Source organism: Acinetobacter sp. C32I (assembly GCF_023702715.1).
Lineage (GTDB): Bacteria > Pseudomonadota > Gammaproteobacteria > Pseudomonadales > Moraxellaceae > Acinetobacter.
This window is the reverse complement of sequence record NZ_CP098480.1, coordinates 2,909,654-2,930,818: the sequence shown is the minus strand read 5'-3', so window position 1 is coordinate 2,930,818 and position 21,165 is coordinate 2,909,654. Positions and strand designations below refer to the sequence as shown.

21 protein-coding genes are annotated in these 21,165 nt (G+C 41.5%); 10 read left to right on the top strand and 11 right to left on the bottom strand.

Annotated features, from left to right (window positions below; all coding sequences use genetic code 11):
• Nucleotides 1–22: 22 nt before the first annotated feature.
• Entirely contained in the window at nucleotides 23–463 is a 441-nt protein-coding gene (gene dtd, locus NDN13_RS13985; RefSeq protein ID WP_251115887.1) for a D-aminoacyl-tRNA deacylase, read from the bottom strand.
• Nucleotides 464–658: 195 nt separating this feature from the next.
• On the opposite strand from dtd, the gene NDN13_RS13980 reads away from it, so the two are divergent.
• The 6 genes from NDN13_RS13980 to NDN13_RS13955 all read left to right on the top strand — a co-directional run bounded on the left by NDN13_RS13980 (nucleotide 659) and on the right by NDN13_RS13955 (nucleotide 7,460).
• Nucleotides 659–2,182, top strand: a complete 1,524-nt coding sequence (locus NDN13_RS13980) for a catalase (RefSeq protein ID WP_251115886.1) — start codon at nucleotides 659–661, stop codon at nucleotides 2,180–2,182.
• A 125-nt stretch (nucleotides 2,183–2,307) separates the two neighbouring features.
• Nucleotides 2,308–2,793, top strand: coding sequence for an ankyrin repeat domain-containing protein (locus NDN13_RS13975; RefSeq protein ID WP_251115885.1), 486 nt, complete (start codon nucleotides 2,308–2,310; stop codon nucleotides 2,791–2,793).
• A gap of 143 nt (nucleotides 2,794–2,936) precedes the next feature.
• Nucleotides 2,937–4,142: a nicotinate phosphoribosyltransferase gene (gene pncB, locus NDN13_RS13970; protein WP_251115884.1), complete on the top strand. Its 1,206-nt coding sequence runs from the start codon at nucleotides 2,937–2,939 to the stop codon at nucleotides 4,140–4,142.
• A 367-nt stretch (nucleotides 4,143–4,509) separates the two neighbouring features.
• Entirely contained in the window at nucleotides 4,510–5,358 is an 849-nt protein-coding gene (locus NDN13_RS13965; RefSeq protein WP_004803481.1) for a sulfurtransferase, read from the top strand.
• The gene (gene asd, locus NDN13_RS13960) at nucleotides 5,355–6,206 is read left to right on the top strand and encodes an archaetidylserine decarboxylase (RefSeq protein ID WP_251115883.1); all 852 of its coding nucleotides are present in this window, start codon (nucleotides 5,355–5,357) and stop codon (nucleotides 6,204–6,206) included. The genes NDN13_RS13965 and asd overlap by 4 nt, the downstream gene beginning before the upstream one ends.
• Before the next feature lie 357 nt (nucleotides 6,207–6,563).
• On the top strand, nucleotides 6,564–7,460 hold the full coding sequence (locus tag NDN13_RS13955; RefSeq protein ID WP_251115882.1) for a LysR family transcriptional regulator: 897 nt from the start codon (nucleotides 6,564–6,566) through the stop codon (nucleotides 7,458–7,460).
• On the opposite strand, the gene NDN13_RS13950 is transcribed toward NDN13_RS13955, so the two are convergent.
• A complete protein-coding gene (locus NDN13_RS13950) occupies nucleotides 7,441–8,046 on the bottom strand; it encodes a LysE family translocator (RefSeq protein ID WP_251115881.1) in 606 nt (201 codons plus the stop codon). The two genes, NDN13_RS13955 and NDN13_RS13950, sit on opposite strands and share 20 nt — an antisense overlap.
• A gap of 199 nt (nucleotides 8,047–8,245) precedes the next feature.
• Here NDN13_RS13950 and NDN13_RS13945 point away from each other — a divergent pair, with 199 nt between their 5' ends.
• Complete coding sequence (locus NDN13_RS13945) at nucleotides 8,246–9,055, top strand: PhzF family phenazine biosynthesis protein (protein WP_251115880.1); 810 nt, start codon at nucleotides 8,246–8,248, stop codon at nucleotides 9,053–9,055.
• 247 nt (nucleotides 9,056–9,302) lie between these two features.
• On the opposite strand, the gene NDN13_RS13940 is transcribed toward NDN13_RS13945, so the two are convergent.
• The gene (locus NDN13_RS13940; protein ID WP_005201658.1) at nucleotides 9,303–10,208 is read right to left on the bottom strand and encodes a LysR family transcriptional regulator; all 906 of its coding nucleotides are present in this window, start codon (nucleotides 10,206–10,208) and stop codon (nucleotides 9,303–9,305) included.
• Nucleotides 10,209–10,305: 97 nt separating this feature from the next.
• On the opposite strand from NDN13_RS13940, the gene NDN13_RS19805 reads away from it, so the two are divergent.
• Nucleotides 10,306–10,431 (top strand): hypothetical protein, encoded by a 126-nt coding sequence (locus NDN13_RS19805; protein ID WP_277606514.1) that lies wholly within the window; start codon nucleotides 10,306–10,308, stop codon nucleotides 10,429–10,431.
• 264 nt (nucleotides 10,432–10,695) lie between these two features.
• Here the strand turns inward: NDN13_RS19805 and NDN13_RS13935 are convergent, their stop codons facing one another.
• Nucleotides 10,696–11,589, bottom strand: a complete 894-nt coding sequence (locus NDN13_RS13935) for a LysR family transcriptional regulator (protein WP_251115879.1) — start codon at nucleotides 11,587–11,589, stop codon at nucleotides 10,696–10,698.
• A 94-nt stretch (nucleotides 11,590–11,683) separates the two neighbouring features.
• Here NDN13_RS13935 and NDN13_RS13930 point away from each other — a divergent pair, with 94 nt between their 5' ends.
• The gene (locus tag NDN13_RS13930) at nucleotides 11,684–12,136 is read left to right on the top strand and encodes a PACE efflux transporter (protein ID WP_251115878.1); all 453 of its coding nucleotides are present in this window, start codon (nucleotides 11,684–11,686) and stop codon (nucleotides 12,134–12,136) included.
• Between the two features lie 73 nt (nucleotides 12,137–12,209).
• On the opposite strand, the gene NDN13_RS13925 is transcribed toward NDN13_RS13930, so the two are convergent.
• From NDN13_RS13925 to NDN13_RS13910, 4 genes are all read right to left on the bottom strand, one after another.
• Nucleotides 12,210–12,677, bottom strand: coding sequence for a DUF2147 domain-containing protein (locus tag NDN13_RS13925; RefSeq protein ID WP_033132726.1), 468 nt, complete (start codon nucleotides 12,675–12,677; stop codon nucleotides 12,210–12,212).
• A gap of 109 nt (nucleotides 12,678–12,786) precedes the next feature.
• Nucleotides 12,787–14,145, bottom strand: a complete 1,359-nt coding sequence (gene phoR, locus NDN13_RS13920; RefSeq protein ID WP_251115877.1) for a phosphate regulon sensor histidine kinase PhoR — start codon at nucleotides 14,143–14,145, stop codon at nucleotides 12,787–12,789.
• Nucleotides 14,146–14,154: 9 nt separating this feature from the next.
• Nucleotides 14,155–14,865 carry a phosphate regulon transcriptional regulator PhoB gene (gene phoB, locus NDN13_RS13915; RefSeq protein ID WP_004657056.1) on the bottom strand — a complete coding sequence of 237 codons (711 nt, stop codon included), beginning with the start codon at nucleotides 14,863–14,865 and terminating at the stop codon, nucleotides 14,155–14,157.
• A 251-nt stretch (nucleotides 14,866–15,116) separates the two neighbouring features.
• The gene (locus tag NDN13_RS13910; protein ID WP_251115876.1) at nucleotides 15,117–15,794 is read right to left on the bottom strand and encodes a TetR/AcrR family transcriptional regulator; all 678 of its coding nucleotides are present in this window, start codon (nucleotides 15,792–15,794) and stop codon (nucleotides 15,117–15,119) included.
• Between the two features lie 300 nt (nucleotides 15,795–16,094).
• Here NDN13_RS13910 and NDN13_RS13905 point away from each other — a divergent pair, with 300 nt between their 5' ends.
• Nucleotides 16,095–16,922: an SDR family NAD(P)-dependent oxidoreductase gene (locus NDN13_RS13905; protein ID WP_251115875.1), complete on the top strand. Its 828-nt coding sequence runs from the start codon at nucleotides 16,095–16,097 to the stop codon at nucleotides 16,920–16,922.
• Between the two features lie 62 nt (nucleotides 16,923–16,984).
• Here NDN13_RS13905 and NDN13_RS13900 read toward each other — a convergent pair whose 3' ends face one another.
• The 3 genes from NDN13_RS13900 to NDN13_RS13890 all read right to left on the bottom strand — a co-directional run bounded on the left by NDN13_RS13900 (nucleotide 16,985) and on the right by NDN13_RS13890 (nucleotide 21,156).
• Complete coding sequence (locus NDN13_RS13900) at nucleotides 16,985–18,352, bottom strand: MATE family efflux transporter (protein WP_004803509.1); 1,368 nt, start codon at nucleotides 18,350–18,352, stop codon at nucleotides 16,985–16,987.
• Between the two features lie 97 nt (nucleotides 18,353–18,449).
• The gene (locus tag NDN13_RS13895) at nucleotides 18,450–19,604 is read right to left on the bottom strand and encodes a pyridoxal phosphate-dependent aminotransferase (RefSeq protein WP_251115874.1); all 1,155 of its coding nucleotides are present in this window, start codon (nucleotides 19,602–19,604) and stop codon (nucleotides 18,450–18,452) included.
• Nucleotides 19,605–19,848: 244 nt separating this feature from the next.
• The gene (locus NDN13_RS13890; RefSeq protein WP_005201653.1) at nucleotides 19,849–21,156 is read right to left on the bottom strand and encodes a DUF445 domain-containing protein; all 1,308 of its coding nucleotides are present in this window, start codon (nucleotides 21,154–21,156) and stop codon (nucleotides 19,849–19,851) included.
• Nucleotides 21,157–21,165: the final 9 nt, after the last annotated feature.

Here is a 21,165-nt window from a genome sequence, read left to right as displayed (position 1 = left end):
GGAGTTTTTTTATTGTCATGATTTATTCGATTTCTAGGTTGAACGTCACTGGACCGTCATTGACCAGATGCACTTTCATATCTGCGGCAAAAATCCCAGTTTGCACGTGGTCGAATTGTTGTTGTGCATATTCAACCAATTGTTCATATAGGACTTTGGCTTCTGCTGGAGGCATAGCAGGGCCAAAGTCAGGACGCAAGCCTTTTTGTGTTTGTGCCATCAGCGTAAATTGAGAGACCAGTAGTAGCCCACCATTGGCTTGGCGGACATTCCATCCCATTTTGCCTTGTTCATCATCAAAAATACGATATTTCAATATTTTATCAATCAGCTTTTGGCCTTTTTCTAAAGTATCTTCTTTACCTAGGCCTAGAAACACCAATAAGCCGTGTTGAATCTCGCCTGTGGTTTGCCCGTCAACCACAACTTTGGCTTCTAGGACACGTTGAATTAATGCGCGCATAAAAAGGAAGATCGGTATTGAATCAGCGTAACAGTCTAACAGATTTGGTTGTTCTACACTGAACCCAGCAAGATGCTTGGCTGGCCTTAATCTTATTTTTCGATTTATTTTATTAAAATTATCTTTTTTATCTATTGTTTAAATCTTTGTATAGTCCCTGTGCAGGAAAGGCATTTAGATTTTGGATTTAATAGCATGTTTAAGCGAACTTTTTTATTTACGATAATGGCAGCAACGCTTGGCACCGCGTATGCAGCGCCTTTAACAAAAGACAACGGTGCACCTGTAGGTGACAATCAAAACTCAATGACAGCAGGTGCGAATGGCGCCACGCTACTACAAGATGTACAACTGATTCAAAAATTACAACGTTTTGGTCGTGAACGTATTCCTGAACGTGTGGTGCATGCCCGTGGTACAGGCGTATATGGTGATTTCGTTGCAAGTAAGGATTTGTCTGATTTAACGGTCGCATCGATGTTTAAGGCAGGTACAAGCACCCCTGTTTTTGTACGCTTTTCAACAGTCATCCATCCTAAAGGCTCGCCTGAAACCGCACGTGACCCGCATGGTTTTGCCGTGAAGTTCTATACACAGCAAGGCAATTGGGATTTGGTCGGCAATAATCTACCCGTATTCTTTATCCGTGATGCAATCAAGTTCCCTGATTTTGTTCATGCCATGAAGCCTGATCCAGTCACCAATGTCCAAGATCCGAATCGTATTTTTGATTTCTTAAAAAGCCAGCCTTGGTCAATCAATATGTTGACCTATGTCTATTCAAATTTAGGCACACCAGAAAGCTACCGCACGCTAGATGGCTTTGGCGTACATGCTTTTAAACTCTATAACGACAAAGGTGAATATAAGTACGTTAAGTTCAACTGGCGTTCTAAACAAGGCGTGAAAGGGTTGAATCTTGATCAGGTACGTGAAGTTCAAGGTCGTGACTGGAATCATTTGACCAATGATATGTACAAAAATGTCTATGCTGGAAACTATCCAAAATGGGACTTGTATATTCAGGTGCTTGATCCAAAAGATTTAGATAAATTTGATTTTAATCCATTAGATGCAACCAAAATCTGGCCAACTGATCTGCTGCCTGAAGTCAAAGTCGGAACTTTGACCCTGAATCGTATGCCGAAGAACTTCTTCCAGGAAACGGAACAATCGGCTTTTGCACCAGGCAACTTGATTCCAGGCATTGAACCGTCAGAAGACCGTTTACTGCAAGGTCGTATCTTCTCTTATTCGGATACGCAATTATATCGTTTAGGCGCTAATCATCAGCAGATTCCAGTGAATCGTCCTCGGGTTGCGGTGAATAACAACAACCAAGAAGGCTTTATGAACATGGGGCAAACCGAGTCTCAGGTTAACTATGAGCCAAGTACGATTGAGCCTAAACCATCTACTGAGATTGCCAGAGCTGTACAAACACCGTTGCAAGGAACGGTTTTACAACAGGCAATTCAGAAACAGCAACCCTTCAAGCAAGCAGGTGAGTTATACCGTAGCTATTCTGCGCTAGAAAAAAATGACTTGATTCGTAATCTTGCGGCAGACCTTGGACAAGTCAAAGATATCGAGACCAAGACCATCATGGTGTCTTATTTCTATAAAGCCGATGCTGATTATGGGACACATCTTGCCAAGGCTGTGGGTGTGAATCTTAAAAATGCTCAAGCGAAAGCAGCGCAATTGAAAGACGAATAAGTCGTTTTAGCATGTGGTAACAGGTGCCTGAATGTTACCCCCAGAAAGTCCTGTAACCTCAATAGCCTTTCCTGCACCTAGGGCGAGTGTTACAGGCACTCCTGATTCAATTTTAGGATATTGTGATGATTCACTTTAGAACTGCATTATTTGCAATTGGCGTAGCCTGCGGCAGTGTTTCGGCTCCAGCTTATGCGGACACAGCATCTGCCGCAATCAACGGATCAGAAGAGGTGGTTGAGCTATTTTTCTCTGCGGCCAAGATAGGCAATGTTGAAGTTTTACAAGAGTTTTTGAAGCATGGTTTTCCGATCGATGTGCAGGATCGCTCCGGTTATAGCGCATTGATGATGGCGAGCTATTACGGGCAAAAAGAAGCGGTCAATGTGTTGATCAAACAAGGTGCCAATCGCTGTCTTCGAGACAAGCGTGGACATACCGCCTTAATGGGGGCGATTGTTAAGGCCGAATGGAGCATTGCCAAACAATTGCGTCAGGTCGATTGTGATGTTAATGCCGCAAAAACAGGTCAACTCAGCGCTGAACAGTTTGCAATTCAATTCGGACAACAGCAACGCTTAAAACAGATTCAGGCTGAGCTCTCCAACTAGGTTCTACTATATCTGTAAGCTATTGAATTTAAAAAGACACCGAATCAGATAATTTTGAGAAAAATATCCATCGTCGTAGACAGTCTCATTTCTGGATAAAAGTATGCTTTAATGCTTGAAATAGAATAGATCCTAATTCAGTCATGTCTACACCAATTATTCAATCTTTACTGGATACCGACTTATATAAATTCACCATGTTACAGGTGGTGTTGCATCAGTTTCCTCAAACGCATAGTGTGTATTTATTTCGTTGCCGCAATTTAGAAGATACGGTTTATCCCTTAGTTGATATTTTGGATGACTTGAATCAGCAGCTGGATTTGCTCTGTGAACTGCGTTTTGCCGAAGATGAATTACAGTACCTGCGTTCATTGCGTTTTATTAAAAGTGATTTCGTTGATTATCTGGAATTGTTTCAACTCAAACGTCGTTTTATCCAAGCCAGTATTGATGAGGCTGGGCGCTTAGATATTCGCATTGAAGGCCCGATGGTTCAGGCGATGATGTTTGAGATTTTTGTCTTGGCCATCGTCAATGAATTGTATTTCCGTCGTATTCGTAGTGATGAAGTGTTGCTTGAGGGTGAACGCCGTCTGCAACAGAAATTGCTGCAGTTACAGCATTATGCCCAAGAACAACAAGATAAAGAGCCACCATTTTTAGTCTCTGATTTTGGTACGCGTCGTCGTTATAGTTTTGAATGGCAGAAACATGTGGTGCAAGCCTTTCAGGCTGCGGCACCCAAAGTCTTCCGAGGCACCAGTAATGTGTTATTGGCCAAACAATTGGGGATTAGTCCAATTGGGACCATGGCGCATGAATTTTTGCAGGCTTTTCAGGCGCTTGATGTGCGGCTACGAAATTTCCAAAAAGCCGCATTGGAAGCATGGGTGCAAGAGTATCGTGGTGATTTAGGTATTGCCCTGACCGATGTGGTGGGAATGGATGCGTTCCTGCGTGATTTCGATTTGTATTTTGCCAAGTTATTTGATGGTCTGCGCCACGACAGTGGTGATCCGTATGAATGGGGTGATAAGGCGTATGCACATTATCGCAAACTCAAGATTGATACCAAAACCAAGATGTTAACCTTTAGCGATGGTTTGAATTTAGAAAAAGCATGGTTATTGCATCAGTATTTTAAAGACCGTTTCCAAGTGAGTTTTGGGATTGGCACCAATTTGACCAATGATATGGGACAGAAGCCGTTGAATATTGTGTTGAAATTGGTGGAGTGTAATCGTCAGTCGGTGGCGAAGATTTCGGATAGTCCAGGTAAGACCATGACGGATAATGATACTTTCTTGGCGTATTTGCGTCAGGTATTTGAGATTGAAGAAGCCTAGCTATTCTTTCACAGTCAAAATTTGGTACGGCTGTGGAATAGCTCAAAGGTGATGAGAGATCTGTATAGGTACTCTTTACTTTTGAAAGATCAAAAGTAACAAAAATCTTTTGTTGAACTGACGGCACATCCTTGATGCCGCAGTTCAACGGGCGGCATCCATGCCGCCTCCGCACCAGTAAATTTTTTCGACAGGTTTATATGGCTTAACTTCCTAAATTGTCAGCAAATTTTAAACTTTTAATCCATAATCGTTGGACTTTTTGCTATATCTACTTTTCTGCTAAATGAATGCAAAAAATCAGACAAAGATAAAAAGTCGGCTATGTTAATATCATCCCCAATGCGGATGATAAAACAGCATAACCATGACTGACGTAGATTTTAAACTGGGTTTACTGATTGAGCCTGAACAACTGGTGCCTTATTTAGGCAGCGAGTTGATTCGTATTGTCGATTTAAGCCGAGCTTCGGTATATGAACAACTGCATATTCCCCATGCGATTCATTTACAACCTAAATACTTGGTTGCACAACAAGAACAAGCCAATGGGGTATTGCCTGATTTAGCAGGCTTACACGCTTTAATCGAAAAATTAAATATTTCACCTCAGCATCATGTTGTGGTCTATGACGATGAGGGTGGGGCTTGGGCAGGGCGTTTGATCTGGAATTTACATTGCCTTGGTTTTAACCGCACCAGTTTGATTAATGGTGGCATTCATGGCTGGTTGGGGGCAGGTTTGCCGACCACAGCTGAAGTTGATCCAGTAAAACCCGTTGCGGACCTATTTCAGATTGATTTAGACACCGTGCAGCAGCATCGAATTGAATATCACGAATTGTTACAACAGGTCGAACAAGACAATATTCAGCTCTGGGATTGCCGTACCAACGAGGAATATACAGGTTTGCGCCTCGCTGCGCGACGCGGTGGTCACATCCCAAATGCACTGCATTTTGAATGGAGTACTGCCCTAAACCGTGAAAATCATCTAAAATTACACCCGCTTGAACGCACACAACAACGTTTAGAACAATTAGGCTTTAATTTACAACAACCTGTAGTGGTGTACTGTCAGTCTCATCACCGTTCTGGCTTGGCGTATATTTTGGCAAGATTGCTTAACTGGCAGGTGAGAGCCTACGATGGTGCGTGGAGTGAATGGGGCAATCGCCTCGATAGTCCTATTATTTCAGGGGAGTCACCGTCTTGAGTTTTGCAGCAGATTTGAAAAAACAACTCTTTATCAAAGCACAGAATCTTGTGCCGCAACATCAACTCAGCCGTGTTGTCGGTAAGGTTGCCGCAAGTGAAAATGTCTTGGTAAAAACTGCTGTAATTCAGACATTCAAAGCAAAATATGGCATTGATATGAGCATTGCAGCGCAAAGCAATGCACTGCAATATAAGTCATTTAATGAATTTTTTACCCGTGCGTTAAAAGAGGGTATCCGTGGCATCGATGAACAAGCGGATAGCATTGTTTGTCCAGCGGATGGTGCGATTTCGCAACTGGGTAAAATCGAAGCAGGTGATATTTTTCAAGCTAAAGGCCAAAGCTTTTCTGCTGAAAAATTGATTGGTGATCCGCAGTTGGCGAAACCATTTATTGATGGTCAATTTGCAACCGTGTATTTATCACCTAAAGATTATCACCGCGTCCATATGCCATTGGCGGGAACATTGACCGAAACCTTATATATTCCCGGCGAGTTGTTCTCAGTCAATCAAACCACGGCTGAAAATGTACCAGGTTTGTTTGCACGTAATGAGCGTATGGTGTGTTTGTTTGATACCGAACTGGGTCGTATGGCGGTGGTTTTGGTTGGCGCAATGATTGTGGCAGGTATTGAAACAGTTGCAACGGGTAAAGTAAAACCATCGGGCAAAGTTGAATTGCAGCATCACCAAATGAAATTGGATAAAGGTGCAGAGTTAGGTCGTTTCTACCTAGGCTCAACCGCTGTGGTTTTATTTGAAAAAGATAAAATGGTCTGGGAAGAGCAGTTTAAAGCCAATTCGACGGTGGTGATGGGTGAGCGTTTAGGTCATTCAGTTTAATTTAGATATGATTTTAAAAAGCTCCAAAATTGGGGCTTTTTATTTAGAGTTTAAATCTTATATATTTTGTATGATGTGAAATAGTCTTAGATAATTTAAAATAAAGGCAAATAATGATGAAATTTTTAATACCACAACTTTCATTTTTTGAATTTTTAGGAATCTTGACGTTTGCAACGATATTCAGTAATTATTTTCTGGATCGACCATTGATCAATATGACGGTTTTTATACTGTATTGTATTTTTGCAGGGATATTATCCAGTTTAAATTTGTATATCCGTTATAAAAGAAATACCGCTATTTCTGATTAATTACGATTGCTGTGTATGAACTCATCTTCGGTAGATCAAACATATGATTGAAGATATCAGATATTTAATTATTTTTGCGAAAATTGCTGAGTTTGGTTCAATTTCAAAAGGTGCTAAAGCATTAGGCTTATCTACCACGACAGTGAGTATGCATTTAGCCAAGTTAGAAAAGAATTTGGAATGTGCCTTATTTTATCGAAATACACGGAAAATGACCTTAACTCATGATGGGCAAAAACTTTTAGATACCGCCCAAGTCATGTTGGAAACCTATGAATCTGGTCTTTCAGATTTTAAGCAACGTTCTATTCTTAGAAAGACACAGTTGCATATTTCTATTCCTGCGGTTTTTATCCACAGTGAGTTGATGCGCTGTATCACGACATTTTGTGAGGCATATCAGGGCTTAACTGTGCATATCACCTGTGATGATAGTCGGACAGATTTGATCGCTGAGAATGTGGATATTGCTGTTCGAATTGGTGAGCTTCCAGACAGTTCATTTAAAGCTCGCTATTTATTTCCTTTAGCCCGAAGTATTGTTGCAACACCTGAATTTTTAAGCCAACAGCAACCCATTACTCATCCTAAAGAGCTGATCAATATGAAATGGATTGGTTTGAGTATGAGAAAAAATAAAAGAATATTGCGGCATCAACACACAGGAGAGGAAGTCGAAATTTCCTATCAGCCTCATATTTCTGTGAATAATGTTGAAGCCACGTATCGTCTGGCAAAATTAAATGCAGGGTTGGCAGCGCCTCCTGATGAGTTAATCCAAGCTGATCTTGAACAGCAAAATATTGTGAAAGTTCTACCGAACTGGACACTTGAGCCGTTGAGTGTGTATGCGGTTTGGCCTGCCAATATTCCAATCAATAGTATTGCACATGCTTTGATTGAGCGAATTTATCAATCATTTAACTCCAAAATAGTTTGATGAGCATGTAGCTTGATAGAATGATTAACGACCCACCCATTATGGTATTCAGGATTTTGAGCTGGCGTGAGTTGGTTAATATTTTGGCGAGTTTATGCCCAGAAATGCCCCAAAGTATTAAACAGATATAGCAGGTAATGAAATAGATGAGAGTAAACAAAATAAAGGGATGATAACTCACGGGGGAGGAAAATAATGAGATACCAGAGAGGCAGGCAATCCATGCTTTGGGATTGAGCCACTGTAAGAGAAATCCATCCATAAAATTGGCTGCCGCAATATTATTTGATATTTCAACTTCTGCTTTTGAACATATAATTTTTTGCCCGATATAGAAAATAAATAAGCTGCCTAAAACCTCAAGGATCATAAAAAATGTCGGGTAATGCATGATGGTTTTAGATATCCCAAAACCTAAAAATATAAGCAGTAAACTAAAGCCAATGCTTGCACCTGAGATAAAGGGCAGTGTTTTTCTAAATCCATACATTAAGCTGGAGGAGAGAATGGAAATATTGATGGGTCCTGGTGAGATGGACATCGTAAATGAAAAAATAAACATACTGAAAAGAATGGAAAGCTGCATGGTTATCGTCTTTTGAGATCAATCTTAAAAGCAGATGATACAGCGTGGTTTAAATAAGATTAGTCTGGTTTTATCAAAAGCAGATTTTGATTTTTTGGAGGTTTAAAGCTAAAAGGTAATGCATTTTATTTATCAAAAATAAACATTATTGGGCTCATGGGTTGAGTATCTTATCTAAAAATTATAGCTGTTAGAAATAATGAAAATTTACCAAGTAGATGCTTTCAGTAATCAACTCTTTAAAGGAAATCCTGCTGCAGTTGTCTTGCTAGAACAGTGGTTAGATGAGCATATCATGCAGAATATTGCATTAGAGAATAATTTGTCTGAGACCAGTTTTGCTAGAAAAATTGATGATCAAAATTATGAAATTAAATGGTTTTCACCGGTAAAAGAAGTACAGTTTTGTGGTTATGGCACGCTAGCGACCAGTTTTATTATTTTTAGGAATCAGCCTGAAATTGAGTCATTGGTCTTTTATGTCGCGAACTTAGGTGAGTTTTTTATTACTCGTGGTGAAAAGGACCAGATCAAAATGAACTTTCCGATACAAATGCCACATCGCTTGGAGATGATTCCTCAAGCATTAAAAGACAGCCTGTCTCAAGAAATCTCTGAAGTTTATATCAATCCACAGGCCTATATTGTGGTCTATCCTAATACCCAGGCTGTTTTAAATGAACAACCTAATTTTAATTTGATTAAAAAACTCGGTGGGCGGCGTGTTGCAATCACCACACTAAATGATGCTGTAGAAGAAAGATTTGCTCGGTTTGATATCATTTCCCGTTACTTTACACCGTCTATGGGAATAGATGAAGATCCAGTCACAGGTTCATTACATACGTCACTGATACCACTGTGGCAGCCATTACTTAAAAAAGAAAATATTGTCGCTTATCAAGCTTCAAAACGCGGGGGTGTGCTGCATTGCAAGTTACTTGAGAATGATCGAATTGAAATCGCAGGCGAGTGTCGCTTATATCTAGAAGGTGAAATTTTCATTTAATTAATAAACTAAAAATCCATGTACGTTTTTGCTTACATCGATTAGGGGCAATGTCCCATTTTCAGCCAAGGCTGAATTGCCTAATATGAACTCATCAGGAACAGGAAGTTCCAAAACATAAAACAAGAATGATAAGTTTGTGCATCAGGACGTGAGATATGACAGGAGTTATATCTAGTGAAAGGAATACGAAAAAGCCCGACAGGATGTCGGGCTTTTTTCATTTAAACTAAAACTCAGTCAATTTTTAGCTCACCTGCTTGGCACTATAATAAGCATGAATCGAGGCTGCACAACGTTCAATGATCGAGTCTTCATCCTTTTTCCAGATGAGCTTCACTTCACTGAGGGTGTTCTCGTCTTGGATTGGAATCAGTCTGACATTGCTAGGCAAAATTACTTTAAATTCTTCGGGCACAATACACACGCCAAAACCATTAGCAACCAGTTCCAGTTGAGACCTTTTTCTTGAATAGATTCTGGTTCTTTTAGGACTAAAACCATTCACCAAACATAAATTGGCTGCCAAATAACTTAAACCACCACGGGCTTTATGTGGTACAGAAACAAAATTCAATGGCGCCAATTCACGGATCGAGATACTTTCTTTTTCACTTAATAATGGGTCTGCAATATGGGCAGCAACATATAAGGGAGCCGTGTATAAACTGATCGAATTGATATCATTTAAATTATGATAAATCGGGGGCCGAATAAAACCCAGATCAATTGTCCCATTCAACAAATATTCGAGCTGTAATTCAGAGGATAGGGTATTCATTTCGATATCAATGTTATGGGTATCACAGAGCTGCTCAAAGATTTCCAACTTGTTTTGATCCAGCACAATACTACTGGAGTGCGCGATTTTAATGATTCGACCTTCACCACGGCTGATGCTTTGGGCGCTGACAATCGAACTTTTTAAATGATCAATATTGGTTTTTAGACTTTTATACAGGGCTTCCCCTGCAGGTGTGAGTCTAATTTTCTTCTCGGATCGATCAAAAATTTCAAAACCGATTTCTTCTTCTAAATTTTTAATTTGTCTGCTGAGGGCCGATTGAGCAATAAATAGCTTTTCCGAGGCAGCAATAAAACCCCCAGTTTCAACAATCGTGATTAGATAATTGAATTGTTTGAATGTCCACATATCTCAAAATTAGATCAGTGCTTGTTTTTTCTATATTAGATTAGATGGAAGAAATCTTATACCTTTTTTTATAGATCCTTGATTTAGGTGGCTGAACATGACAATGAGAAATAAGATTTTGACCTTGATTACGGCCGTAGTGATTTGTTTACTGGCACACAGCTACGATCAGTATATGGGCGTGATGACGAAAGAGCAGACTATTGATTTATTGGGAGATTGATACGTTCTCTAGACTTATTGCGCTATGCCGAGTTACTTTTTTAAATGCTGAGCAGTTCAGCAGTGTACGCTTTTTCTTACACGAATTAGAGGCAATGTCCCATTTTCAGCTAAGGCTGAATTGCCTAATATGAACTCATCAGGAACAGGAAGTTCCAAAACATAAAACAAGAATGATAAGTTTGCGCATCAGGACGTGAGATATGACAGGAGTTGTATCTAGTGAAAGAATACGAAAAAGCCCGACTTGGATGTCGGGCTTTTTTTATGCGCGATGGATTTGTTTTTCCCATAGCTCAATCAAAAGCTGCATGGATTTGCTCAGTGGTTTATAAGCTGGCCAAATGGCATGAATCGGCATATCCAGCCCATTGGTGGTATCGAGAAAGGCTAAGCGAACTAGACTTTGTTTGGCAAAATGTGTTTGCACTACGGAAAGGGGGAAATTACCCCAACCGAGACCTTGTTCCACCATATCAATGGCCATGGATAAATTGTCGCTATACCAATAAGAATCCGAGACCAATACTCGACTGTCAGGTAATGGATAATGCCTGCTAGCTACAATAATCTGTCTGAGTTCAGATAACATGGTGAGTTCATTTTTATTATGCGCTTTGAGCTGTTGTGCATCTTGAGGTGAAACCGCAGCAACAAATTGTTCCATGCCCAGCAAACGGAAGCGTTCATTGTTATCGAGTTGTGATGAGCTATAGGCGATATAGAGATCAATTTCGTTATTGTGTAGCCGTGTTTTGAGCTCTTGTTGTGGTGCACTGACGATTTCAATATTTAACAAGGGATAGCGTTGAATCAACTGTTCAATCCCTGCCAATAAAAACTTTTGATTCACATCTGCGGCGATACCAATACAGAGGCTAGTCTCGAGTCCCGTTGAAAGTTCAGTCAGATGCAGGTCGAGCTGACCTAATTTGGTCACAATCAGTCGGGCATGTGGTTCGATTGAAAGTGCGACTTCTGTCGGGGCGAGATGATTTTTACTACGTTCAAATAGTTTTAAATTTAACTCTGCTTCAAGATTGGCAATCGCCATACTAACTGCGGACGGCACTCGATTTAGGGCGCGCGCCGCTGCGGAAAAATTACCACGATCAATAATTTCCAGAATCAGTTCAAGCTGCTCACGACTGAGTTTCATGGCAATTTCCTTGTCAGTAAATCTGATGACGATTGACTTTTTTTATCAAATTTAAAGCGTAAAATCCACCCATTATTGATTTTAAGGTGTGGTCATGCAAGGAACCAAGAGAAGAGTCACTTATGTGTTTTTCTATGAAGTTTTTAGCTTTTTTATCTGTGCAATGGTGCTGGCAGTGCTTTCAGGTACCACCATCAGCCATACAGGGCCTTTATCGATCTTGATTGCGGTAATTGCAGTGACGGTGAATTTCTTTTATAACGCTGTGTTTGAGATGTGGGAAAAGAAGCAGACATCAAAAAAACGTACGGTACTCAGACGTGTGGCACATGCCATTGGCTTTCAAATTGTGTTGGTGATGATTTTGATTCCCTTGATTGCCTGGTGGATGCAGATCAGTTTAGTCAAAGCCTTCTTGCTCGATTTTAGTTTAATGGTGCTGATTCCATGTTATACCTTTGTTTATAATTACTTTTTTGATCATATTTTTGGGTTGCCTAGTCATTTGCTTGAGCCAGCAGCGATGAGTGCCAAAACCAGCTCTTAATTGGCAGTCTTATGCTTAAATTTATAAAAAAGAGTGCATTTTATGCACTCTTTTTTATGTGAAATTTAAATTATTAAAGTCGAATCCAAGTCATATTACGGAAACTATTATTGCTTGGATTTTTGGCATTGATACTCAACATTTTGCCTGTTTTGCTGAGGCGTCCATTCAGGTTGTATTTGTGACCATCATAAGGATTGAGCCAAACACCTTGTCCAAATTCTTCATTTTGACTCAACATCTTTAGACCAGTTAGCACTTCCATACCGATAATCTGCTGGTTTTTTAAAGTACCTGTACATGCTGTACATAAGGTCGGTGCAGCCTCCTTGGCAGAAGGATACATTTTGACAATCACCGCACTGTATTGCTCGGTCGCAGAATGTTTGCGAATGACGATATCAGACAGATACGAGCCCGTACGCTCATCCACGACTTTCCACGTCCCAATCAGCGGATCTGTTGGAGCAGCATGAATTGCCAAAGGGGTATTGAGTCCAAGTAAGAGAATACAAGCACGAAGAAAAGGGGTATTGAGCATGAGGAATACATCGAGAAATATAAATAATGAAATGAAACAACAATTTATTATATTATTTTAGTGGAATGATCACATCATATTTAAGGGAACTTAGCAGTTCCCTTCAGGTTTAAATCATGCGGTATAAGCGTTCTTTCGGGAACACCGCAGTAAAGGTCGAACCTTCATTTTCTTTAGAGGTAATTTCCAAGTGCGCACCGTGTTGCATCAACACGTGTTTCACAATCGCAAGCCCTAATCCTGTTCCACCTGTTTGACGGCTACGTGCGCTATCGACACGGTAGAAACGTTCTGTTAGACGCGGCAAATGTTTTGGGTTAATCCCGATGCCATTATCCTGTACGGTAAAGTACGCATGATCGCCATCTTCATGCCAGCCAATGGTGATGATGCCACCTGCAGGCGTGTATTTAATCGCATTGGTAATTAAATTACTGAATGCACTGGCAATTTCGATATCAGAACCAATCAGGTCGCAATGGCTATCAATATCCAGATTGAGGGTATGACCATAATCGAGATTGTAGGCACGGGCATCATCAAAGATTTGGTTCATCAGATTGGCCATATCAATAATCTGATTCTTTGCGACTTTCTTATTATTTTCTAAATTTGATAATAATAAGAGGTCATTGACCAAGGCATTCATCCGTTTGGTCTGAGATTGCATCTGGGTGAAAGCACGTTTCCAACGCGGGGTAATATCATCTTGATCGGTAAAGGTTTCGATATAGCCACTGAGCACGGTCAATGGTGTGCGTAACTCATGTGAAATATTATCGACAAAGTCTTTACGCATTTGTTCCAGATTATGCACCCGTGTGGTGTCATACGCGACCAGCAGACGGCTTTCTCCACCAAAACGGGTGAGTTTGACCTGTACATAACGTTCTTCATCCATCTGCGCCTGTAAACGGATACCATCAGGAGATTGATGGCTATGGTTGAAATATTCAATAAAATTGGGTTGGCGCAGAATCGACAATAAGTTGCGGCCACGATCCAAAGGGCTAATCCCTAACAGTTTCTCAGCGGCAGGATTCCACCATTCGATTTGATGTTGATCATCAATTAAAACCACCGCTTCGGCCAATGCCACCAGAGAGGATTGCGCCCGATCAATCAATCCGACCATCTCCGCTTGAACAATGCGTTCTTGACGTTGTGCACGGTAAACATTGAACAGCAAAGCGCCCCAAATCCCGTTCAGATTGGGTGGGACATCATAAGGGCGATTGGAAATCCATTCATTGACCAGATAAAGCGAGCGTAGCTGTAGGAAAAAAAACAGCACGAAGGCAATAAAAATACAGCTCCAGAAGTAACCCACCCCGAATCCGACTAAGCTTGCAATCAATAAGAAAAAAAGTAACAGTCTTAAATCTTGTTTTGCAAAGGTCCATAAACTGCTGTAGCGAAAACGTTGGTGTTCACGTGCCAGTTCAGGGACGGGGTAAGGCTCATACATAAAGGATTTTTAACCTACTGCTAAATCTGCTCGTGTCGAAAAACGGTAACCTGTGCCACGAACGGTTTGTACAAAACGGTCGACACCAAAAGGCTCTAACACTTTGCGTAAACGACGGATATGCACATCAATGGTACGGTCTTCAATATAGACATTGCCACCCCAGACCTGATCTAGGAGTTGAGCACGGGTATAGGCGCGCTCAGGATGGGTCATGAAGAAGGCCAATAAACGATATTCGGTTGGGCCCATATCTAAAATACTGTTGCCGAAACTCACGCGCTGGCTGACAGGATCAAGTAATAAACCATTGGCATCAATCACTTTCTCACCGCTCAATGCATTGGCACGACGTAATACCGCTTTGATACGAGAGACCAGTTCACGGGTTGAAAATGGCTTGGTCATGTAATCATCGGCACCTGCGTCCAGACCTTGTACTTTGTGGTCTTCTTCACCACGTGCAGTTAGCATGATCACAGGAATCTCGGCCAAATTTTCATCGCGTTTGAGGCGACGGCATAAATCCACACCGCTCACGCCACCCGGTAGCATCCAATCCAGCAAAATAAGCGCAGGACGCTGATCAACGATAATCTGATGCGCTTGTTTGGCATCCTCAGCTTGTAAACATTGGAAGCCTGCCATATCCAAAGAGGTATGGATCATTTCGCGGATCGGTAGCTCATCATCGACAATTAAAATATAGTCATCTTTCACAGCGCAATACCCTTAAAATCTGTAACGGTTTAACCGTTTTGTTGTTATGACAGGCTTATTACAAAGATTAATTATGACAATATCATTGCAAAAGAATTAATAAAGTCGAATTTAGCAATAAATTGTGACAAGCATGGGGCAGAGTCGTGACGGATTGATGACAATTTGCCTAGCAATAAAGCAAATGAATTCATTTGCTTAACTTAACTGTAGTTTAACAGCTTTGTGTGTCACAAAACTGTAAAACGATTTTAATTTTTTTGCGAGGTGGTTTCGATAAAAGACAAAAAGACAGCACAGCAGGCGGACAAAACATCTTCCAGAGGCTGTTTGAAGCCTTCCGAGACCCAACGAATAATAATATGGGTGACATAACCATTTAGGCCAGTTGCCATCAACGAGACTTCTTCAGTGCTATGTGGGGCATTGGGCATGGTGATCATCACGAAGCCCTGAATAATGCGATCGAATTGGGTCAGCGTTTCTTGAATGGTGGCTTGATTATGTAAATCCTGCACCAGCATGGCATCAATATAAATAATCCGTGCCATACGAGGATCATCTTTAATCGCGCTCAATAACGCTGACAAACCTGCAGTCACCATATTCTTGGGTTCAGGTGCTGCCATGAGGACAGCTTGGGTTAAGCAGGTTTGCATTTTTTCAATCATTTTTAAGAATACGGTTTGAAATAGTTCTTCACTTTTCTTAAATGATTCATAAAAATAGCGTTCAGTCAGCTTGGCTTCATTACAGACATCTTTGACCGTGACTGAGAAAAAGCCTTGTGTGCCGTAGGTTGCAATACCTGCTTCAATCAATTTTTCACGACGTGCTTCTTTGCGCTCGGTTAAAGACAGACCTTTAAATTGTCGTTCTTTCGCTTCTGTATTTTTTTTCTTGCTTGTCGCTTGATCTTGAGTTGCCATTGAAAAAACCGTTCCCTAAAAAGTCTTTAAACCGCGTGTCTAATATATGCATTTCAACTATGTTGTGCTGACTAGCATAACCAAATTTTGAAAATATGCCTTGTCTCTTTTAAACATCATCAGTCATGAAATGTAAATAGGCCTATTATGACATGTAGGATGTTGGTTATTGCCATTTGTCTTAAAGCTAGAGTGTACTATATTGACAACACGTATTGTCAAAATTATATTGGTTACAGGTTAAACAGCACATGGTCTGAGCGAATATGTGCGTATCATTCGCAGTACAAAGGATAGGCAATGAAAAATTTTAAAAATAAAGTCGCAGCGATCACCGGTGCAGGTTCTGGGATTGGACAACAATTGGCCGTTTTATTGGCGAAACAAGGCTGTCATTTATCGTTGAGTGATATCAATGACAAAGGTCTGGCACAAACCGTTGAATTGGTGAAGCAGTATCCTGTAACAGTGACCACCAAAGTACTCGATGTTTCAAACCGTGATGCGGTGAAACAGTGGGCACAAGAGACGGTACAGGATCATGGCTCAGTCAATTTGATCTTCAATAACGCAGGCGTAGCACTTGGCTCAACTGTCGAAGGCGCAAGCTATGAAGATTTAGAATGGATCGTTGGGATTAATTTCTGGGGTGTGGTCTATGGCACCAAAGAATTCCTGCCATTCATTAAACAAACCAAAGATGGGCATATCATCAACATCTCCAGTATTTTTGGTTTAACCTCGCAACCAACGCAATCGGCGTATAACGCAACTAAATTTGCGGTACGCGGTTTTACTGAATCACTGCGCCAAGAGCTAGATATTGAGAAGGGCGGTGTCAGCTCACTCTGCGTACATCCGGGCGGGATTCGTACCAATATCGCCAAAGCAGCGAAAATGAATGACAGTTTGAAGAGCTTGGGCATGGACCCGAACAAATCAATCAAGCAATTTGACAAGTTCCTACGTACCCCACCAGAAGAAGCCGCTCGTCAAATTTTAAATGCAGTATTGAAAGATAAACGCCGTTTATTGATTGGTACCGATGCGCGTATTGTGGATTCGTTCCAACGTTTATTCCCGACGGGTTATCAACGTATTGCAGCGCTTGCAACCAAGATGATGTAAGTTATCAGCATAAAAAAGCCATTCCTTGTGAATGGCTTTTTTATTTGCATAAGAAGATGATTTTAGATCAGTACCTTAATCTTGGTCTTTTTCCAAAAGAATTGATAATAAAAGGCTTGGAACAGACATAGACAGACAAAGGACAGTGCATAGGCAATCCAAATGCCTGTTAAGCCCCACAATGAGCTAAACCAATACGCGCATGGCACTTCGATCAGAACAATTGTGAAAATATTGATGAGCATTGGGATATTGACCGCACCACTGGCACGCATAATCGATGCAAAAATAGCACTGGCACCAAAGAACAGAATCGACCACAGCACAATAAATAACAGTTGTTGACCCAGTTCAATCACACTGTGATCGGTAATAAACAGCGCCATCAGATATTTTGAGAACAAATAAGCCAAGGCAATTAAACTACCGGTAAATAAGAAATTCATACCTAAAGCGGTACGGGTGACTTTGGCCAGTAAATCAGGTTTACCTGCACCAATCGCTTGTGCAGCAAAAATCGAAGCGGCAATCGAAATTGACAAGGCTGGAAATTGAATGTAGTTCAGTACCTGATTGACTGCGCCGTAAGCAGCGGTGGCATGTGCACCATAATGGTTAATCAAGCCAATAATCACCAGACCCGCTAAGGAGGTGGTGACCATCTGAATCCCTGTTGGAATTCCGAGTTTTAAAATTAATTTACTCAGTTCTGCATCATGGCGAATATGTTGCAGCAATAGACCATCAATTTTCAGTGGATGGTTTTTATAATTTAGATAAATTGCTAAAAAAATCAGCACCGCGGCATAACCGATAATGGTTGCAATCGCAGGGGCAACAATACCTAACGCTGGAAAACCAAAATAACCTTTCAGTAAAACGGGGGTTACGCCCAAACCAATCAAGCTGGTGAGACTCAGGGCAATCAGTGGCGTCACACTATCACCGACACCCCGCAAGATTGAGGTATAAATAATATAGACGAACAGTAAGGGACTGCCCACCAACATCCATTGTACATAAGGCAAGGACAGGTGCATCACTTTAGGATCGGTACCCAGCAACTCCAAAATATGTTTGGCGAAGATCAGGCCCAAGACTGCAATAATGCTGCCGCCGATCAAGGTCATAAATACAGTGGAACCAATCACTGAGCGAACTTTTTCTAGATTCTGCGCACCCCATGCCTGTCCAATCAGCACCGTGGAGCCTGCAGAAATTCCAATTACAAAAGCCAGTAAAAAGAACAGGATGGGGAAGAATACCGAGACTGCGGCAATTGCATTGACTCCCATCATTTGACCGACAAAGATGGTATTAATGGTTCCCGACAGGTTTTGCAAAATATTGGTGGCAATCAACGGCACCAGAAACACAAAAAAGGTTTTCCAGAGATTCGGCTGCATGACCAAGGGTTGGCGTGGTGTCATTCAATTTCCTTCACGCTTCATCCTGAAACGATTGTATTTTTGTCAACATAACATTTTCAGTTGTGTTGAAGATGAGGGTTCAGTTTCTTTTTGTTGATCAACATTGTACGAGGATTTCACCTGCGCGTTGCAGTGTTTGATCGGTTTTGGCAAAACAGAAACGAATCAGGCGTAATGAGGCTGGTGCTTGTTGATAGAACACCGAAATTGGAATGGCCACAATTTTATGTTGCTCCGCAAGAAATTGGCACATCTCGACATCATTAAGATCAGGACGAATGTTGCTGTAATCCAGATTTTGGAAATAGGTGCCTTGAGATGGAATGAAGTCGAAACGTGAATCTTGAATTTGGGCGTTGAACAGATCACGTTTCGCCTGATAAAAACTAGGCAATTCTTGAATATGCTCAGGGTGTTGTTGCATATAGTTGGCTAGTGCAATCTGGCACGGGGTGGTGCCACAGAAATTGGCAAATTGATAGATTTGGCGGAACAGGCGCATGAGTTGTGGCGCAGCAACACAATAGCCGGTTTTCCAGCCTGTGACATGATAGGTTTTGCCGAAAGAACCAATCACAAAGCTGCGTTCACGCAATTCTGGAAATTGCAGTGCGCTATGGTGTTTTTGCCCATCAAAAATCAGATGTTCATAGACTTCATCGGAGAGCACTACGATATTTTTATCTTGAATCAGCTCAATTAACTGTCGCCAATCCTGTTCTGACCAAATTGCCCCTGTTGGATTGTGTGGGGTGTTGACAATAATCATGCGAGTGTTGGCATTGATACTGTCTTTGACCTTTTGCCAATTCACCTGAAAGCTGGGTGCATCTAAATGGATATGCACTGATTTTCCACCTGCCAACTGAACCGCAGGGGCATAGCTGTCATAGCTTGGATCGAAAATAATCACTTCATCGCCAGCGTGGATACAGGCTTGAATGGCACAGAAAATTGCAATGGTTGCGCCAGGGGTGATGGTGATCTCAGTGACTGGATCGAGTTGCAACTGATCACGCGCTAAGAATTGTGTCGCCAGTTGTTGTCTTAAAGTCAGTACACCATCACCCGCAGGGTATTGGTTATAGCCTGAAAGTGTCGCTTGGCTGAGGGCTTCGAGCAATGCAGGTGGCGCAGGGAAATCTGGGAAACCTTGAGACAGGTTCAGGGCATTGAGTCGGTGTGCGAGTTCAGTCATGACACTAAAAATGGTGACGCCTTGGCTTGGGAGTTTTGACTGAAGTTGCAACATCGGATGTCCTTTTTATGTCTAATTTCTTTTTTACGATGACTCTGCACAGCCTCGTATGCTGTGAGAAATTATATGTAATTTGCATAGGCATGTTTTACTTTTCAAGGATGAAAAGTAACAAAAATCCTTTGTAGTGCTGACGGCCCATCCTTGAGGCCGCAGCACTACGGGCGGCATCCATGCCGCCGTCACGATAGTTGATCCCAACTTAAATTGAGCTAGAGAATTTTACGATTTGATTTATTTACAAAACATTTTCAACAATGGCACGAATCACACCGAGTGCTAAACCAATAAACGCACCGACAATCACACCGTTGACGCGGATCATATGCAAATCACCGCCAACTTCACTTTCGATTTTGGCGATCATTTCCCGAGAATCCCATTCATGAATGCGCTCACTGATATAACGAATGATTTTGTCGCTATATTGCTCACTGAAATTGGTGGCTAAACCGACCATTTTTTCATTCAGTACCTGACGGACTTTTTCATTCTGAATCAGGCTCTCACCCAACTGTTGAATGGCGGCTTGTAAATTGGTAGCAATGCCTGAATCTTCCTGCATTAAATCAGTTTTAATCGCATCACATAGAATGGCCACAGCGCCACTGATAAAGTTCAGCACTTGTGGGCTATCAAGTAGAGCATCTTTACCACGATTTAAGCGTTGGCTGGCTTCACTGTCAGGTTCTGCCAGTTCCAGCATTAAATTATGCGTGGTGGCTTCAATATCTTGACGCCAAGGATGATCAGGATTGGCCAGCATTGATTCAACTTTTTCAATGAGTGAGTCAATGGTGCGTTGCTGTACATCAATGCCAATCCAGCTTGCGCCTTTAGCCAGTTTCCAAACACCGAGTTCTTGGAATAATTTACGTGATAAATCACGTGCTTCTTCAGGGTGAGATACCATCCATTCATGTGCCAGATCCAGTCCACGTTGTAATACATCTTGATGGAAATCATTTTCCAGTACCGCACGCAGCATTTCACTGGCCAGTTTATTGACCTTAGTACTTCTGACCCATTGCACACTGTTATTTTGGACAAAGTGTGCAATCTGATCTTGGCTGACAAATTCAAAGATTCTCGGCACAGTATGCTGAATCATCTGTACCACTTGTTGATTGTTCTTTGGACTGGCCAACCATTGACCCACCGCCAAACTGATATCGGCATTTTGTAAGCTACGTTCCACAATTTGTGGGGATAAGAAATTTTCCTGTACAAAGCGTCCCATTGATTCGGCAATACGCGCTTTATTGCGTGGAATAATTTCAGTGTGATCACGCAACAGTTTGGGTAAGGGCATTCTGCCGAAAGGGTTGCGGAATAAGACGGTGACTGCATACCAATCGGCTAAGCCACCAACCACACCTGCTTCTGCACCGAGCATGAAAATATGGATGAGCCATTTATATTCAGGCAGGAAATGTGCCGCGACCATTAAAGCGACCCATGACACCACTGCAATAATCAGTGCCATGGTGGCGAAGTATTTACTTCGTTGTAAGCTTGGGACGTGGATTTCTTCGACTGAACTCATTGAGTCATC

Excerpts from the sequence above, each read along its gene's own strand:
- NDN13_RS13900 (WP_004803509.1), bottom strand. The coding sequence starts at position 18,352 with ATGACACCACGCCAACCCTTGGTCATGCAGCCGAATCTCTGGAAAACC.
- dtd (WP_251115887.1), bottom strand. The coding sequence starts at position 463 with ATGCGCGCATTAATTCAACGTGTCCTAGAAGCCAAAGTTGTGGTTGAC.
- phoR (WP_251115877.1), bottom strand. The coding sequence starts at position 14,145 with ATGTATGAGCCTTACCCCGTCCCTGAACTGGCACGTGAACACCAACGT.
- NDN13_RS13955 (WP_251115882.1), top strand. The coding sequence starts at position 6,564 with ATGATTGAAGATATCAGATATTTAATTATTTTTGCGAAAATTGCTGAG.
- NDN13_RS19805 (WP_277606514.1), top strand. The coding sequence starts at position 10,306 with ATGACAATGAGAAATAAGATTTTGACCTTGATTACGGCCGTAGTGATT.
- NDN13_RS13940 (WP_005201658.1), bottom strand. The coding sequence starts at position 10,208 with ATGTGGACATTCAAACAATTCAATTATCTAATCACGATTGTTGAAACT.
- NDN13_RS13890 (WP_005201653.1), bottom strand. The coding sequence starts at position 21,156 with ATGAGTTCAGTCGAAGAAATCCACGTCCCAAGCTTACAACGAAGTAAA.
- NDN13_RS13980 (WP_251115886.1), top strand. The coding sequence starts at position 659 with ATGTTTAAGCGAACTTTTTTATTTACGATAATGGCAGCAACGCTTGGC.
- NDN13_RS13895 (WP_251115874.1), bottom strand. The coding sequence starts at position 19,604 with ATGTTGCAACTTCAGTCAAAACTCCCAAGCCAAGGCGTCACCATTTTT.
- NDN13_RS13965 (WP_004803481.1), top strand. The coding sequence starts at position 4,510 with ATGACTGACGTAGATTTTAAACTGGGTTTACTGATTGAGCCTGAACAA.
- NDN13_RS13950 (WP_251115881.1), bottom strand. The coding sequence starts at position 8,046 with ATGCAGCTTTCCATTCTTTTCAGTATGTTTATTTTTTCATTTACGATG.
- NDN13_RS13905 (WP_251115875.1), top strand. The coding sequence starts at position 16,095 with ATGAAAAATTTTAAAAATAAAGTCGCAGCGATCACCGGTGCAGGTTCT.
- NDN13_RS13945 (WP_251115880.1), top strand. The coding sequence starts at position 8,246 with ATGAAAATTTACCAAGTAGATGCTTTCAGTAATCAACTCTTTAAAGGA.
- NDN13_RS13975 (WP_251115885.1), top strand. The coding sequence starts at position 2,308 with ATGATTCACTTTAGAACTGCATTATTTGCAATTGGCGTAGCCTGCGGC.
- NDN13_RS13930 (WP_251115878.1), top strand. The coding sequence starts at position 11,684 with ATGCAAGGAACCAAGAGAAGAGTCACTTATGTGTTTTTCTATGAAGTT.
- NDN13_RS13910 (WP_251115876.1), bottom strand. The coding sequence starts at position 15,794 with ATGGCAACTCAAGATCAAGCGACAAGCAAGAAAAAAAATACAGAAGCG.
- pncB (WP_251115884.1), top strand. The coding sequence starts at position 2,937 with ATGTCTACACCAATTATTCAATCTTTACTGGATACCGACTTATATAAA.
- NDN13_RS13925 (WP_033132726.1), bottom strand. The coding sequence starts at position 12,677 with ATGCTCAATACCCCTTTTCTTCGTGCTTGTATTCTCTTACTTGGACTC.
- NDN13_RS13935 (WP_251115879.1), bottom strand. The coding sequence starts at position 11,589 with ATGAAACTCAGTCGTGAGCAGCTTGAACTGATTCTGGAAATTATTGAT.